The following is a 15,342-nucleotide window of genomic DNA, read 5'->3' as shown; positions in this document are numbered from 1 at the left end:
GGGAGAGCCCCATGCAGCTCTATACCTACTACCGTTCCACCGCCTCCTATCGGGTGCGGATTGCCCTGGCCCTCAAGGGCCTGGAGTTCCAGGCGATTCCGGTCAACCTGCTGGTGCCCAAGGGCGGCGCCAACCGCCAGCCGGAGTACCTGGGCATCAACCCCCAGGGGCGGGTGCCGGCGCTGCGCACCGACGACGGCGACCTGCTGATCCAGTCCCTGGCGATCATCGAGTACTTGGAGGAACGTTATCCACAGGTGCCGCTGCTGTCCGAGGACCTGGCCAGCCGTGCCCGGGAACGGGCCGTGGCGGCGATCATCGGTTGCGACGTCCATCCGCTGCACAACTCCAGCACCCTCAACCTGCTGCGCGAGTGGGGCCATGAAGAAGAGCAGTTGCAGGTGTGGATCGCTCACTGGATCAGCCAGGGCCTGGCAGCCCTGGAGCAACTGATCGGCGACCAGGGCTTCTGCTTTGGCGAGCAGCCGGGGCTGGCCGATGTGTTCTTGATTCCCCAGCTGTACGCGGCCGAGCGTTTCAAGGTGCCGCTGGACGCCTATCCGCGGATTCTTCGGGTCGCGGCCCTGGCCGCCGCGCATCCGGCGTTCCAGGCCGCGCACCCGGCCAATCAGCCCGACACCCCGGCCTGACCTGCGCGCGGCCCCGACATCCGGGGCCGCGCGGTATCCGCATCACCCAGGCCCCGCAATGGGGCCTGAGCGGTCACTACCGGTGATCGGCGCAACACCGTTGCCCATAACCATAAAAACCGAACAGGTACCTTGCGATGCAAAATCAGATTGCCAGCTTTCGCGCGGCGCTCGACGCCCGCCCGGTGTCCCGCTACCAGTGGTTGCTCCTGTTGCTTCTCGCCTTGCTGTTGGTCACCGATGGCTACGATGCCCAGGTCCTGGGGTATGTGGTGCCGGCCCTGGCTCAGGACTGGGGCCTGGAAAAGGCCGCCTTCGGCCCGGTGTTCAGCGCCAACCTGCTGGGCCTGACCCTGGGCTCCCTGGCAGTGACGCCCCTGGCGGACCGTTTTGGCGTGCGCCGGATCCTGCTCTGTTGCGTGCTGATCTACGCCAGCCTGACGGTGCTGATGGTGTTCACCCGTTCCCTGGAAAGCCTGATGGCGGCGCGTTTTATCTGCGGCATCGGCATGGGTGGGGCGATGCCCAGCGCCATGGCGCTGATGTCCGAATATTCGCCGCCGCGCTTGCGCACCCTGATGGTCACCCTGGCGGCCTGCGGTTTCTCCTTTGGCGGCGCGGCGGGTGGTTTTGTCGCCGCCGGGTTTATCGAGCTCTTTGGTTGGCAGGCGGTGTTCCTCGCCGGTGGCATCACCCCGTTGCTGCTGTTTCCGTTTTTGCTCTGGCGCCTGCCGGAGTCCCTGCCGCGCCTGCTGCGGGACGCGCCGCCCTATGCGCGACTGCGCAAGCTCAGCGCGCAGATGCTCCCGGGCTGGCAGCCGCCGGTTGCCGTGAGCGGCGATGAGGCGCAGGCGGACAGCAAGCTCACGGTGCTGGAACTGTTTCGCCACGGCTATGCGCGGCCGACCCTGCTGCTCTGGTCGACCTTTTTCGTCAGCCTGATCCTGCTGTATTTCATGATCAGCTGGCTGCCGACGCTGCTGCTGGAGAGCGGCCTGGCGCTGAAGCAGGCCAACTTGGTGACCTCGATGTTCCTCTTCGCCGGCACCCTGGGCGCGATTTGCATGGCCTGGTTCGCCGACCGCTTGAAACGCAAGGTGCGCTTGCTGGCGGCGGTACTCGCGGCGGCTGCGCTGTGCACCGTGCTGCTGGGGCTGAACCATGACAACCCGCGCTACCTGGTGCTGTTCGTGTTTGCCGCGGGCTTTTGCATCATCGGCGGCCAACTGACCCTGAACGCCTTTGCCAGCAACTTCTACCCGGCCCAGGTGCGCGCTACCGGCACCGGCTGGGCCTTGGGTGTCGGGCGTTTCGGTTCGATCCTCGGTCCGCTGTTCGGCAGCCTGCTGCTGGCGATGCACATTCCGGTGCAGCAGATTTTCTTCTTCTGTGGGATTCCGGCTCTGCTCGCGGCGTTGCTGATCATTCAGGTGCGTTCGCCGCTGGCGGCCGCCTCCGGCGAGGCGGGGCCTGCCGCGCAAGGGGCTGCGCCCCTGAAGTCCTGAAGCCGTTCAGCGGGCCAGGTGCTTGAGCATCGGCACGCACGCCAGGGTCAGGCCCCGGGGCGATTGGTACTGGGCGATGCGCTCGCCGACGAAACCGCAGCGGCGATAGAAGTCGGCGGCGTTCAGGGTCGAGTCCAGGATCAGGTGGGGCAAGCCGGCCTGCAGCGCCTGTTCTTCGAGGTAGTCCATCATCCGGCGGCCAATGCCGCGCCCCATGTAGGCCGGGTCGACGAACACCGCGTCGACCTGGCCGGTCTCCAGGTCGAGCAGGCCGCTGGCGGTCACCTGGTTGTCGACGACGGCGACATGGCCGGTGTTCGCCACCAGCTCGATGAAATAGTCCGACAGTTCGCCATCGGTCCAGATCTTCAGGTCGGCCTCGGGATAGTGACCGGCGCACTGGTGGTTGATGGCCCGGTTGCGAATGTCGAAGACCCGCTGCGCGTCGCCGCTGTGAGCTTTTCTGATGAGCATGCTGAATCCGTTCCTTGGCGTGAGCCGCCCATCCTGCCAGAGCGCCGGCGTGGCTGTCATGCGGCCCTGGCCTGGATCCACAACAGGCTCCAGGCGGTTGGTCAGGTGCCGTTCAGGCGTTGCAGGTGTCGGGTGGTGTCCTGCAGTTGGTGTTTCATCCGGTCACGGCGGGCGCGGGTGCAGTCGGGGTTCAGTGCACGATGGTGTTGGGCGGCAGGTGCCCCAGGCGCTCGGTCAGGCGCAGGCGCTGGATCGGATCGTCGCTGAGCAGCAGGGCGTGTTCCAGGTCAAAGCGCTCGGCGTTCGGGCATTCCAGGCGCTGGTAGAGGCTGGCCCGGGCCAGGTAGTCGGCGGCGCTGCCATTGCCCAGCTCCAGCACGCGTTCGGCGTTGATCAGGGCGCCCAGGTGGTCGTCGTAGGACAGGTGCAACTGGCGCAGGTTGCGCGACAGGCGCTGGAACATCTGCGTGGGCTCGGCGCTGACCAGGTGTTCGGCACTGAGCTTGATATGGGCGCCGTATTGGCGCTGCAGCAGTTCCCGGCAGTCGGCGGGGTACAGCCGGCGTCCGCCGCAAGGATCGAGCAAATGGTCGGCGCCGGGCACCCGCAGCAGAAAATGCCCGGGGAAGTTCACGCCCACCAGGGGAATCTGCAAGCGATGCGCCAGCTCCAGGGCGATCAGCGCCAGGGCCAGGGGCTGCCCGCGGCGCGACTCCAGGACCTTGTCCATCAGCGCCGCCTGGGGCCGCAGGGGCAGGTGTTCGTCTTGTTGAAAGCCCAGGTCGTTCATCCGCCGCAACAGCGGCTGGCCCAACTCGTTCGCCGGCAACGGGGGCAGGCTGTTGCCGATCTGCAGTTGGATATCCTTGAAGGCTTCCAGCTGGCGTTCGGGGACCAGTTGCGGTGCATGTTCGGCGGCGATCCACAGCGCCGCCTCCAGCAGAGCGGGCGGCGAGCGGTGCAGGCAGGCGAAAAAGGCTTGGCGCGGGTTCATCTCAACCTCCGACGGATGCCTCGTTTTAGCCTCGTGGCGCCGCTTCGTCCAGTGCTGACACAGGTGGTTGCAGGTTATTTCCCAATGCCTGCAAAGGCTCCCGGCTTATTCCTGCGCGGCGCAGCAAATTCCAGGCGCAAGCCTATACTGGCGACTACCAGACGTGATTCGGGAGCCCGTCGATGTTCGCTCTCATGCACAGTACCCGCCTTGAATCGCTGCACCTCAGCGTCGACCCCGGCACCGGGTTGAAGGCAGTGATCGCCATCCACAACAACCGCCTGGGCCCCGCCCTGGGCGGTTGCCGTTATCTGGCCTATCCCGATGCCACCAGCGCCGTGGAAGACGCCGCGCGCCTGGCCCGGGGCATGAGCTACAAGGCCGCCCTGGCCGGGCTGCCGCAAGGTGGCGGCACGGCGGTGATCATCCGTCCGGCCCATGTGGAGAATCGCGCCGCGCTGTTCGAGGCCTTCGGCCGTTGCGTCGAGCAACTGGACGGCCGCTACATCACCGCCATCGACAGCGGCACCTCGGTGGCCGACATGGACTGCATCGCCCAGCAGACCCGCTACGTCACCAGCACCAGCGCTGCCGGCGATCCTTCGCCGCACGCCGCCATGGGGGTGTTCGCCGGCATCCGCAGCACCGCCATGGCGCGCCTGGGCAGCGACAACCTGGAAGGCCTGCGGGTGGCGATCCAGGGCCTGGGCAACGTCGGCTTTGCCCTGGCCGAACAGCTGCATGCAGTCGGGGCCGAACTGCTGGTCAGTGACATCGATGCGGGCAAGGTGCAGCTGGCCATGGAGCAACTGGGCGCCCATCCGATTGCCAACGATGCGCTGCTCAGTACCCCCTGCGACATTCTTGCGCCGTGCGGCCTAGGGGCCGTGCTCAATAGTCATAGCGTGGCGCAATTGCGTTGCGCGGCGGTGGCGGGATCGGCCAACAACCAACTGACCAACCTGGAGGTGGCCGACCAGCTTGAACGCCGCGGCATCCTTTATGCGCCGGATTACGTGATCAATGCCGGCGGGCTGATTTATGTCTCGCTCAAGCACCGTGGCGAGGAGCTGTCGACCATCACCGCCCACCTTTCGAAGATCAGTTCACGGCTGACCGAGGTCTTCGCCCATGCCCAGGCCGAAAAGCGCTCCCCGGCGCGGGTGGCCGATGAACTGGCGGAGCGGGTGCTGTACCGCTAGGCGTCCCTGTCTTAACTCTGGGTCCTGCCCTCTGTAGTATCTGGGCCCGGGAAAGGTTGCAGTGCCGAGCCCTGTCCCTCTCGGCTCAATTGACAAGGAATGTATTCGACGATGCCGCAAGTGCTCGATAGAGATCTGGATGAGCAGTTGTCTTCACTGTTGCGCAAAGGCGCGGATATTCAATCGATACGCGAGCTTCTTGTGCGGTACCGGGATAGGGGCTTTGGCGCCCAGGCTGTGTACAACTATCTGGCCTCGCTCAGGCACGACGCACCTGAAGAATTTGAAGACCGAGTCCTGGACGCCATGGATATAGCCTGCGGGTACTGCTCGCCAGGCTGCAGGGTATGGGAGGTCGCTCCATGACAGCGGCCAACACGGACAAGCAATTGATCGGGTGTTCCGTCAGCGACCTGCAGTTGTACGCTGCGGCGTGTCTGGAGGCTTACTGCCTGAAGCAAGGTATTGCTCATCCTGCTGTAGATGACTTGATAAAACACCTTGAGGGCTACCCGGAAAAAGATCGTTTACTGGCCTGGGAGAGGGCCGGAGCGCAACTGGCATTGAATGGGCGAGGGGATGATTTGCCAGCGAGCCTTGTCGCCTTGATAGCGCCTGAGGATATCGAGACGTTCTCCAGCATCGTCGACAGCGCGGTTGAGGTTGGAATGGTCGACCTGTATGGAGGCGCAACCGATTTGCCGGTGATCTTCATGGGCAAGATCATTGCGATATTGCGTCGCAACCTTATCGATTTGCCCGAGCTGAAGGGCGCGGCAATCGTTTGACCGGCGGCTGCATAACGGGCGCTTCTTGATCGGCAAGCATGAAAAAAGCCCTGTGTCATCGACACAGGGCTTATTCAATTCGCGTGCTGCCTATTTTGCCGCCTTGGCGGCTTTCGCCGGTTTGCTCGGCGCCTCGACTTCAGCAGGTTGCGGCGCTTCAACCACCTCCACCGCGGGAGCGGGGGCGGGGGCGCTGAGCAACTCGGACAACGCATCCGGCTGGCTCTTGAAGGCCTTGGCAAATACATCGCGATTTTTCGCCATGTAGATCCCGGCTTCTTCCACTTGCTGCTCGCTCAACGATGGCACAGCTTTGTGCAACACTTGCGCCAGCAATTCAGCCAGTTCGAGCATTTTGTCATGACGGTCAGCTTCGGCTTTATCCATGAACAAGCGCTCCAGATCTCGGCTGCTGCGGTATACCACTTCGACGGCCATTCACCACCTCACATGCCTTCACGATAATGGGTCTGTATAAATACTGTATCTATATACAGGTCGAGAGAATAGGCGAATCCTTTTCCCTTGGATAGTGGCTTTTTAATGTAGACGGAATTTTTTTCCCGGGCCGATTGCTACGGGGCCGTGCCTCGTTGCGAGCGGCCACCATCTCACTGACGGCTCCTGGCCTTTTTTCTGCATGCAGAACAACCGTCACGTCCAATCCGCATCATCCGGTCGAACCGACCTAAGGAAGAACCATCGTGAAAATCAATTGGGCCGAGAACCTGCGGCAGAACGTGCACCAGCTGGCCGAGTCCCTGGGCAACCTGTTCGTCGAGACATTCCACTACCTGGCGCTGTTCGCCATTGGCGCGGTGACTGCCTGGGCGGCAGTGATGGAATTTTTGCAGATGATCGAGGCGGGCCACATCAAGATCGATGACATCCTGCTGCTGTTCATCTACCTGGAATTGGGGGCGATGGTCGGCATCTACTTCAAGACCAACCACATGCCGGTGCGTTTCCTGATCTACGTGGCGATCACCGCGCTGACCCGGCTGCTGATCTCCAATGTCTCGCACCACAACCCGCCGGACCTGGGGATCATCTACCTGTGCGGCGGCATCCTGTTGCTGGCCTTCGCCATCCTGGTGGTGCGCTACGCCTCCTCGCAGTTCCCCTCGGTGAAGATCGAGCATCCGCAGCGCAAGCTCGGCGCCGGTTCCGGTGAACACCCGGAAGTAGAGAAGGGCGAGCTCTAGAACCGCAGGGCCGGAGGCGCGAGCGTCTGGCCCTTGGGCGGCGGCAGGCCCAGGCTGTCGCCGTTGGTCATGGCTTCGAGGATGGCCACGGCGCTGTGGCCCTGCTCGATGGCGATACCGAACTGAATGCTTTGCACCAGGCGCTTGATGCGCTGCGGGTCATTGCGCTGGGCTGCGCTGATCATGCGCTTGGCCACCACCCGGCCACCTTCGGACAGGGTCAGCATGATGCTGCCGTCCAGGCCCTGGATGCTCAGGTTGACCTGGTATTGCGGGGTGAAGGTGTCGGTAATCAGTTGCAAAGGGTTGTCCATGATGCGTCACCGCCTGATTGGATCGTGCAGTCATTGACCGGCAGGGCACGGAATTAGTTCGCGATTCCAGACCACTGGCCAGCCGTTCGCCGAGGGTAGCCAACGTCCGTATTGCTCCTCCGGGACAAAGCAAGGGACATGCCGGGAAACGCGCCGGGCAATGAATACGGGGACAAAAAAAGCGGACCATCAGGTCCGCTTTTTTATCCCGGTCCGTTTCAGGGCAGGAACGAGTAAATGATCGCAGACAGTGCGATCAGGCCGATCAGCACCACGAACAGGTTCGACAGCTGGCCCGAATACTGGCGCAGTGAAGGCACCCGCTGGATCGCGTACATCGGCATCAGGAACAGCAGGCAGGCGATCACCGGGCCGCCGAGGGTCTCGATCATGCCGAGGATGCTCGGGTTGAAGGTGGCTACGGCCCAGCAGGTGAGCACCATGAACAGCGCGGTGATCTTTTCCAGCTTGCCGGCCGACAGCACGCGACCACGGCTGCGCAGGCTTTTCACGATCAGCCCCTGGAAGCCTTCGCTGGCGCCGATGTAGTGGCCCAGGAACGACTTGGTAATGGCCACCAGGGCGATCAGCGGCGCGGCGTAGGCGATTACCGGGGTCTGGAAGTGGTTGGCCAGGTACGACAGGATCGAAATGTTCTGCTCCTTGGCCGCCACCAGGTCCGCCGGCGACAGGGCAAGCACACAGCTGAAGCAGAAGAACATCACGGTCAGCACCATCATGCCGTGGGCCGTGGCCAGGATGCCGTTGCTCTTGCGCTCGGCCTGGGCTCCGTACTGGCGCTTCTGGTCCACCGCGAAGGCCGAGATGATCGGCGAGTGGTTGAAGGAAAACACCATCACCGGAATCGCCAGCCACAGGGTCTTGAACAACAGCGGCAGGGGCATGCCCTCGCTGGCCGAAGCGAAGAACGCGCCGTTCCAGTTGGGGATCAGGCTCAGGGCCAGGAGCAGCAAGGCGGCGACGAACGGATAGACCAGCAGGCTCATGGCCCGCACGATCACGCCCTGGCCGCAGCGCACGATGGCCATCAGGCCGAGGATCAGCAGCAGCGACAGCAGCGCCCGGGGCGGTGGCGTCATGTGCAACTGGTGTTCCATGAAGCTGCCCAGGGTGTTGGTCAGGGCCACGCTGTACACCAGCAGGATCGGGAAGATGGCAAAGAAGTACAGCAGGGTGATCAGCTTGCCGGCGCCGATCCCGAAATGTTCCTCGACCACTTCGGTGATGTCCCCGGAGCGTCCGGAAAGGACGAAGCGGGTCAGGCCGCGGTGGGCGAAGAAGGTCATGGGGAAGGCCAGCAGCGCCAGCACGATCAGCGGCCAGAAGCCCCCGACCCCGGCGTTGATCGGCAGGAACAGGGTGCCGGCGCCGATGGCGGTGCCATACAGGCCGAGCATCCAGGTGGTGTCGTGCTTGCTCCAGCCCGAGTGGGCTGGAGCGGTGTCGCGGGGTGTGGCTACAGCAGGGTGTTCGGCAGCAGGTGTGGGTACATCGGTCATCGGTATCGCCTCGTTATTATTTTTGCTCGGGCTCACGTTTTACGGACGGTCAGGCAAGGCTCCTCAGCATTCCACCCAGCTCACTGCCAGGCCGCCCCGTGAAGTTTCTTTGTATTTGTCGTGCATGTCGGCGCCGGTATCGCGCATGGTGCGGATCACCCGGTCCAGGGAAATGAAGTGCTTGCCGTCGCCGCGCAGGGCCATCTGGGTGGCGTTGATCGCCTTCACCGCGGCAATCGCGTTGCGCTCGATGCACGGCACCTGCACCAGCCCGCCCACCGGGTCGCAGGTCAGGCCGAGGTTGTGTTCCAGGCCGATTTCGGCGGCGTTCTCCAGTTGCTCGGGCGTGGCGCCGAGAACCTCCGCCAGACCGGCGGCGGCCATGGCGCAGGCCGAGCCCACTTCGCCCTGGCAGCCGACTTCGGCGCCGGAGATCGAGGCGTTCTTCTTGCACAGGATGCCCACGGCCGCGGCACCGAGGAAAAAGTTCACGACGTCGTCGTCACAGGCCTGGGGATTGAACTTCATGTAGTAGTGCAGCACCGCCGGGATGATCCCCGCCGCACCGTTGGTGGGGGCGGTGACCATGCGTCCGCCGGCGGCGTTTTCCTCGTTCACCGCCAGGGCGTAGAGGTTGACCCACTCCATGGCCGAGAGGGTCGAGGTGATGACATTCGGCTTGCCGATCTCCAGCAGGCTGCGGTGCAGCTTGGCCGCGCGGCGTGGGACATCGAGGCCGCCGGGCAGGGTGCCTTCGTGGCGTAGGCCCTGTTCGACGCACTCGCGCATCACCGACCAGATATGCAGCAGGCCGCTGCGGATTTCGGCATCGCTGCGCCAGGCCCGTTCGTTGGCCAGCATCAGCTCGCCGACCCGCAGCTTGTGGGTCTTGCACAGGGCCAGCAGTTCGGCGGCGCTGTTGAAGTCGTAAGGCAATTCGACACTGGCGCCGGCTTCAGTTCCGGCCTCGACCTGGGCGGCTTCGATGATGAAGCCGCCGCCCACCGAGTAATAGGTCTGCTCCAGCACGATGCCCTGCTCGCCGTGGGCGGTCAGCGACATGGCGTTGGGGTGGTAGGGCAGGCTTTGGTCCAGCAGCAGCAAATCCTGCTGCCAGTCGAAGGCGATGGGCTTGCGTCCGCCCAGCAGCAGCTGGCCGCTGTCGCGCAGTTGCTGGATGCGAGGGTTGATGCTGCTGGGGTCGATGCTGTCTGGCCATTCGCCCATCAGGCCCATGACACTGGCGCGGTCGGTGGCATGGCCGACGCCAGTGGCCGACAGCGAACCGTACAGGCGGATCTGCACCCGCTGCACCTGCTGCTCCAGGCCCTGTTCGAACAGCGCCTGGGCGAAGGTCGCGGCGGCGCGCATCGGGCCCACGGTGTGGGAACTGGAGGGGCCGATACCGACTTTGAAAAGATCGAAAACACTGATAGCCATGCTAAAGCCTTACAAGCAATGGAAGGTGGATCGCTGCCATTTTTTGTAGGCCAAGCGCAATGTCGGCGATACTGCCCGGGTCGGTCGCGGCTGACCAACGAAAATTCCTAAGAGATCCTTTAGCAGGACTAAACGATGAGTCGTCAGTTTCATGCCCAGACCTATGTCTGGCTGCATGTGTTTTCCTGTGCCGCGCGGCACCTGTCCTTTACTCGCTGTGCCGAAGAACTGCACATCACTCCCGGTGCGGTCAGCCAGCAGATCCGCCAGTTGGAGGAGCGCCTGGGCCTGCGCCTGTTTCATCGCCGGCCCCGGGGCGTCGAGCTGAGCGCCGAGGGCCAGCGCCTGGCGCTGACGGTGAGCGAGGCCTACGGCAGCATCGATGCGGAATTGCGGCGCCTGGACGCGGGAATGATCAGCGGCACCTTGCGTCTGCGGTCGATCCCTTCATTTCTCGGCAAATGGCTGACCCCGCGTCTGCCGCGCCTGCAACAGCGTTATCCGGAGATCCAGCTGCGGCTGGTGGCCGAAGACAGCAGCGTGGCCCTGCACGAAGGTGACTTCGACCTGGCCATCGACCTGAACGACGGCAGTTATCCGGGCTTGCAGTCCACCGCGCTATTGGACGAGCAGATCTTCCCCGTGTGCGCGCCGAGCCTGCTGCGGGGCCGGCCGCCGCTGCATGGTCCGGCGGACCTGGCGCACTTTGCGCTGCTGCACGACATTACCGCCTGGCGTGGCAGCTACGAATACGCCGAGTGGGAGTTCTACCTCAATGCCATCGGCTTCGAAGGCGCGGATGTGCGTCGTGGTCATACCTTCAACCGCAACCACCTGACCATCGAGGCGGCGATCGCCGGCATGGGCGTGGCGATTGCTCGGCGCACCCTGCTCAACGACGAGCTGGAGCGCGGCACCCTGATCGTGCCTTTCGGCCTGGCGGTGCCCAATCACAAGCGCTATGTGCTGCTTTATGCGCCGGGCGCGCTGAGTCATCCGGGCGTGCGCGCGGTGCATGACTGGCTGGTGGAGGAGGCGGAGATTTTTCGCGGTCTGCACCCCCTGGGAGAGGGGCAATTGTGAGGGTTTGAGCGAGGAAGCCGAATCGAGCTAACTCCCGACAGTAACAGCGCTTTTGCAGTTTGTCCGGGTTTATTTGCGTATGAATATTTATCTTTTTTTAGGGGTTGAAATGTTCCTCGCCGTGCCTAATTGTGTAATCAAGAGGTCACGAAAAGCAGGTCCAAACGCCCTGCCTTGACCCTCTTACGAGCAAGCTGAAATAAGGGAAGAACTATGCAAATCCAAGTCCATAGCGATAACCATATTCAAAGCAGCCTTCGGATGGAGGAGTGGGTGCGCAGCACCGTTGAAAGCACGCTCGAACGCTACGAAGAAGATTTGACCCGGGTCGTGGTCCACCTGCGGGACGAGAACGGCGGCAAGTCCGGTCCAGACGATATGCGCTGCCAGCTGGAAGCCCGTCCGAAAGGTCACCAACCGATTTCCGTGACCCACAAGGCCGATACTTTGGAACAGGCCATCGATGGCGCCACCGTCAAGCTGGAAAGCGCCCTGGAGCACATGTTCGGCAAACTGCGCGGCAAACGTGCGGCCGCCGTGCCCAGCAGCGATGGCAGCGAGGCCGATGCCCTGCTTGAAGAAGAATTCCTGGAAAACCAACAGGCCGCGCTCAATAGCTGACGGCCAAGCGTCCCCCCCAAAGAAGGGCCTGCATTGCAGGCCCTTTTTTTTCACTGCCAGGTGCGTTCGTGTGGCGCGGGGCGGGATTTAGAAGGCGACGGATGTCTGCACATACAGGGTGCGCGGTTCGCCCACGTATTTGCCCTTGTTGTTGTCGTCGAAAGAGCGCGTGAAGTACTGGTGATTGAAGATGTTCTTCACCCCCACCGCGACATTCAGGTCAGACAGCTGCGGGCCGAAGTCGTAGCCGGCGCGGGTGCTGAACAGCATGTAGCCGGGAATTCGACCGTTGCTGCCATCGGCGCTTTCGCGCGAGGTGTTGGCATTGTCGGCGAACTGGCTGCTCTGGTAGCTGCTGTCGAGATTGAGCTTCCACGGGCCTTCGGTGTAGCTCACCCCCAGGGTGCCCTTGTGCTTGGAAGAGAAGGGCACGCGGTTGCCCTTGTTCGGACCGTCCTCACGAATCGTGGCATCGACGTAGGCGTAGGTGGCGTAGACATTGAAACCGGCCAACGCCGGATCCAGGCCATCCAGGGCGTAGTTGAGGCTGCCCTCGATCCCCTGATGGCGGGTTTCGCCACGAGCGATCACGCTGTCGTTGGTCTGGTTGCTGTCGTACTGGTTGTCGAAGTTGATCAGGAACGCGCCGAGCTCCGCCCGCAGGGTGCCGTCGTCATAGCGGGTGCCCAGTTCCCAGGTGCGGGCCTTTTCCGGTTTGACCTCGCCGCTGGCCACGCGGTTGGGCATCTGGCTGTACTGCACGCTGCCGAAGGAGCCTTCGGTATTGGCGTAGAGGTTCCAGCTCTCGTTGAGGTGATACATCACGTTCAGCGCCGGCAGCGCGGTGTTGTAGTCGCCCTGGTATTTGACGTGGGTGAGGTTGTTGCTTTGCTGGGACTCGATCATCTCGTAGCGGATGCCTGGGGTCAGGGTCCACTTGCCGATATCGATCCGGTCGTCGACGAAGAACGCGTGGGCCTCGGTGCCGCCGCGGGTGTCGCGGTCGTTGCGGCTGTTGCTGGTGGGCAGTTGCTGATTGGCGGTCAGCGGTGTGCGATAGCGCAGTTCATGCCCGGTCTCGTTGATGTAGCGATAACCGACCCCCACCTCGTGGCTGCTGGCGCCCAGGTCGAAGCCCTGGGCGAAGCGGGTTTCCAGGCCGCGCACCCAATATTCCCGGGGTGACAGAGAAAGGAAGCTGCCCTGGTCCAGGTAACCGCTGCGCAGGGTCTTGGTGAAGAAGCTGTTGACGGTGAATTCACGACGGTCTTCCTGGTAGCGGTAGCCGACGTTGAACATCGTGCGCCGGCCCCAGAACTTGTCGTAAGGACGGGTCGACTGGTACGGGTTGGCCTTGTAGTCCGCTACGTTCAGGCCCCCCGGCATGTCCGCCTGACCTTCGTAGTACTGGGCCATGGCGTTGAAGCTGTTGGCCTCGTCGAGCTGGTACTTGCCCTTGAGGATCAGGTCGTCGATCTGCGTGTCGCTGTGTTCGCGCCAGTCGCCGCCGCGGGTGCCGGAGTACAGCAGGGCGCCACCCAGGCCGTTGTCGGCGGTACCGCCGGCCAGCAGGTTGCCGGTGGTCTTGAAGCCGTCATGGCTGGAGGAGGGGCTGGTCTCGGTCTGAAAACCGCCCTTGACCGTTGGCGTATCGGGAATCGCCCGGGTTACGAAGTTGACGATGCCGCCCACGTTCTGCGGGCCATAGCGCACCGCACCGCCGCCGCGTACCACGTCCACCGCGTCCATGTTGCCCATGCTGATGGGGGCAAACGACAGTTGCGGCTGACCGTAGGGGGCGAAAGGCACCGGAATGCCATCCATCAACACCGTGGAACGCGAGGCCAGGCGCGGATTGAGGCCACGGATACCGAAGTTCAGCGCCATGTCGTGGCTGCCGGTGCCGTTGTTGTCCGGTGCATTGACCCCGGGAATCCGATTGAGCACGTCCCGCGCCTGGGTTGCACCTTGGCGTTCGAATTCTTCCCGGCGGATCACGTCGCGGGCGCCGGCGTGCTCGAACACATCGCTCTGCTGGGCATCACCGAGCCAGTCGCCCACCACGTTGGAGGCCTCCAGGTGCAGCGTTTGTGGGGCTTTGTCTGGGCTGGCCGGTTGCAGGCTGAAGGCATTGTTGCCTTCGGCGCGGGCTTGCAGGCCGGTGCCTTGCAGCAGGGCATCAAGGCCTTCCTGCGCAGCGTATTGCCCTTCCAGGCCACGGCTTTGCACACCACGGGTGACCTGTGAACCGAAGGAAATCAGCACCCCGGACTCCCGGCCGAACTGGTTCAGCGCGTCCTCCAGGGTGGTGGGGGCAATGTGATAACTCTTGGCTGCCTCGGCGGCCTGAGCCAGGGGCAGACCGCCGAGAGTCAGGCTGGCGCCCAGCAGCAAGTGGCGCAATGCGCGGGCCAAGGGAGTGAGACGGGTGGGTTGCTCAGTCATGAACGGGGGTCCTGAGAAGGGGGAATCAAGGTGGCTTTCCTTCTCTGTCACCCGAGCCGTTGCAAACGGCTCACCTGATCGGACATTTTTTTCGGCGGCAAAGCTCCCTGCGCGAATGAACGGGCCGCTTCTACGCCCGTGCTTCAACAGTGACCCAATACCGGGTAAAGCGCCGCACCTTGACCGGCAGGCTGATTTCCAGAAGATCCAGAATCCGTTCGCTGTCATCCAGCGGATAGCTGCCGGAAATCAGCAGGTCGGCCACTTGCCCATCGCAGTTCAATTGGCCAGGGCGGTAGCGTCCCAGTTCATCGAGAAAGTCCGCCAGGCGCATGTGCGCCGCCACCAGCATGCCTTCGCTCCAGGCGCCGCTGCCGGCATCCAGGGCGCGGGGCGTTGCCCCGCGGTGACGGTCGAAACTCACCTGTTGCCCGGCCGCCACCTCAAAGGGCGCGGCCGAGTCGCTCAGGGGCTTTACGCTCACGCTTCCCGAGAACACCGCCAGGTGAGCGCGCGTCTTGAACTGGCGCAGGTTCAGCCGTGCGCCTTGCGGGCTTAGCCAGCCCTGGGCGGTCTGCACCTGCAAGGGGCGGGCGTCCTGGGCGCTGCTGAGCATGATCTCGCCCTCCAGCAGACGGATCAGCCGCTGCTGCCCGTCAAAGCGCACGTCCACGGCGCTGCGGGTATTGAGTTGCAGTTGGCTGCCGTCGCTCAGTCGCAGTTGGCGGCGCTGGCCCACCTTGCTTCGATAGTCCGCCAGCAGCGGCGGCAGCGGGTTGTGCTCGCGCAGGCCCCAGGCCGCGACCGAGCCGGCGCCAAGCAGCAGCAACAGCTTCAGCGCCTGGCGTCGACTGGAGGACCTGGGGCCGTTCAGAGCGGCGTGGGCCAGGGGCGACGACACACCGCGCAAGCGCTGGTTGACCCGCTGGATATGCTCCCAGGCTCGTTGATGTTCGCTGTGGGCGTCGTGCCAGTGCTGCCAGGCCTGTTGCTGGCGCGGGCTCAACGGCCCGCCGTGCATTTCCAATAGCCAGTGCACGGCCTGCTCGGCCACCTGCTGGCTGAAGTCGGGCTGGCCGTTGAGGTGTGGATTCATCAAGG

General features: G+C 63.6%; 14 protein-coding genes and 1 pseudogene. 7 read left to right on the top strand and 8 right to left on the bottom strand.

Annotated elements, in window-relative coordinates:
* Nucleotides 1–11: 11 nt before the first annotated feature.
* Together maiA and GWQ44_RS19380 are read left to right on the top strand one after the other, a co-directional pair.
* Nucleotides 12–650 (top strand): maleylacetoacetate isomerase, encoded by a 639-nt coding sequence (gene maiA / locus GWQ44_RS19385; RefSeq protein ID WP_016968016.1) that lies wholly within the window; start codon nucleotides 12–14, stop codon nucleotides 648–650.
* 137 nt (nucleotides 651–787) lie between these two features.
* Entirely contained in the window at nucleotides 788–2,155 is a 1,368-nt protein-coding gene (locus tag GWQ44_RS19380) for an aromatic acid/H+ symport family MFS transporter (RefSeq protein ID WP_275928081.1), read from the top strand.
* Between the two features lie 6 nt (nucleotides 2,156–2,161).
* Here GWQ44_RS19380 and GWQ44_RS19375 read toward each other — a convergent pair whose 3' ends face one another.
* Both GWQ44_RS19375 and GWQ44_RS19370 read right to left on the bottom strand, forming a co-directional pair.
* The gene (locus GWQ44_RS19375; protein WP_047301823.1) at nucleotides 2,162–2,629 is read right to left on the bottom strand and encodes a GNAT family N-acetyltransferase; all 468 of its coding nucleotides are present in this window, start codon (nucleotides 2,627–2,629) and stop codon (nucleotides 2,162–2,164) included.
* A 190-nt stretch (nucleotides 2,630–2,819) separates the two neighbouring features.
* Nucleotides 2,820–3,623, bottom strand: a complete 804-nt coding sequence (locus GWQ44_RS19370) for a transglutaminase family protein (RefSeq protein WP_016968022.1) — start codon at nucleotides 3,621–3,623, stop codon at nucleotides 2,820–2,822.
* A gap of 182 nt (nucleotides 3,624–3,805) precedes the next feature.
* Between GWQ44_RS19370 and GWQ44_RS19365 the strand changes: the two genes are divergently transcribed.
* Both GWQ44_RS19365 and GWQ44_RS19360 read left to right on the top strand, forming a co-directional pair.
* Nucleotides 3,806–4,825 carry a Glu/Leu/Phe/Val dehydrogenase dimerization domain-containing protein gene (locus GWQ44_RS19365; RefSeq protein ID WP_016968023.1) on the top strand — a complete coding sequence of 340 codons (1,020 nt, stop codon included), beginning with the start codon at nucleotides 3,806–3,808 and terminating at the stop codon, nucleotides 4,823–4,825.
* A gap of 362 nt (nucleotides 4,826–5,187) precedes the next feature.
* Nucleotides 5,188–5,613 carry a hypothetical protein gene (locus tag GWQ44_RS19360; RefSeq protein ID WP_016968026.1) on the top strand — a complete coding sequence of 142 codons (426 nt, stop codon included), beginning with the start codon at nucleotides 5,188–5,190 and terminating at the stop codon, nucleotides 5,611–5,613.
* A gap of 198 nt (nucleotides 5,614–5,811) precedes the next feature.
* Here the strand turns inward: GWQ44_RS19360 and GWQ44_RS19355 are convergent.
* Nucleotides 5,812–6,051, bottom strand: a pseudogene (locus GWQ44_RS19355) (YebG family protein); the annotation flags it as partial.
* Nucleotides 6,052–6,317: 266 nt separating this feature from the next.
* Here GWQ44_RS19355 and GWQ44_RS19350 point away from each other — a divergent pair.
* Nucleotides 6,318–6,818, top strand: a complete 501-nt coding sequence (locus GWQ44_RS19350) for a phosphate-starvation-inducible PsiE family protein (RefSeq protein WP_016968029.1) — start codon at nucleotides 6,318–6,320, stop codon at nucleotides 6,816–6,818.
* On the opposite strand, the gene GWQ44_RS19345 is transcribed toward GWQ44_RS19350, so the two are convergent.
* From GWQ44_RS19345 to GWQ44_RS19335, 3 genes are all read right to left on the bottom strand, one after another.
* Nucleotides 6,815–7,132 carry a DUF3509 domain-containing protein gene (locus GWQ44_RS19345; protein WP_016968031.1) on the bottom strand — a complete coding sequence of 106 codons (318 nt, stop codon included), beginning with the start codon at nucleotides 7,130–7,132 and terminating at the stop codon, nucleotides 6,815–6,817. The genes GWQ44_RS19350 and GWQ44_RS19345 overlap by 4 nt on opposite strands.
* 218 nt (nucleotides 7,133–7,350) lie before the next feature.
* Entirely contained in the window at nucleotides 7,351–8,652 is a 1,302-nt protein-coding gene (locus GWQ44_RS19340; RefSeq protein WP_275928080.1) for a serine/threonine transporter, read from the bottom strand.
* 63 nt (nucleotides 8,653–8,715) lie between these two features.
* A complete protein-coding gene (locus tag GWQ44_RS19335; RefSeq protein ID WP_275928079.1) occupies nucleotides 8,716–10,092 on the bottom strand; it encodes an L-serine ammonia-lyase in 1,377 nt (458 codons plus the stop codon).
* 135 nt (nucleotides 10,093–10,227) lie between these two features.
* Here GWQ44_RS19335 and GWQ44_RS19330 point away from each other — a divergent pair, with 135 nt between their 5' ends.
* Together GWQ44_RS19330 and GWQ44_RS19325 are read left to right on the top strand one after the other, a co-directional pair.
* On the top strand, nucleotides 10,228–11,175 hold the full coding sequence (locus GWQ44_RS19330; RefSeq protein WP_103740957.1) for a LysR substrate-binding domain-containing protein: 948 nt from the start codon (nucleotides 10,228–10,230) through the stop codon (nucleotides 11,173–11,175).
* 213 nt (nucleotides 11,176–11,388) lie between these two features.
* Nucleotides 11,389–11,796 carry an HPF/RaiA family ribosome-associated protein gene (locus GWQ44_RS19325; protein ID WP_016962913.1) on the top strand — a complete coding sequence of 136 codons (408 nt, stop codon included), beginning with the start codon at nucleotides 11,389–11,391 and terminating at the stop codon, nucleotides 11,794–11,796.
* A gap of 87 nt (nucleotides 11,797–11,883) precedes the next feature.
* Here the strand turns inward: GWQ44_RS19325 and fecA are convergent, their stop codons facing one another.
* Together fecA and GWQ44_RS19315 are read right to left on the bottom strand one after the other, a co-directional pair.
* Nucleotides 11,884–14,241, bottom strand: a complete 2,358-nt coding sequence (gene fecA / locus GWQ44_RS19320; RefSeq protein ID WP_275928078.1) for a TonB-dependent Fe(3+) dicitrate receptor FecA — start codon at nucleotides 14,239–14,241, stop codon at nucleotides 11,884–11,886.
* Nucleotides 14,242–14,371: 130 nt separating this feature from the next.
* A complete protein-coding gene (locus GWQ44_RS19315) occupies nucleotides 14,372–15,337 on the bottom strand; it encodes a FecR family protein (protein WP_275928077.1) in 966 nt (321 codons plus the stop codon).
* Nucleotides 15,338–15,342 lie beyond the last annotated feature (5 nt).

The sequence above is a fragment of the Pseudomonas sp. 3MA1 genome (genome assembly GCF_029237275.1).
GTDB classification, from domain to species: domain Bacteria; phylum Pseudomonadota; class Gammaproteobacteria; order Pseudomonadales; family Pseudomonadaceae; genus Aquipseudomonas; species Aquipseudomonas fluorescens_AP.
Note: the sequence above shows the minus strand (reverse complement) of the source record. Positions and strands in the feature narration are given on the sequence as shown.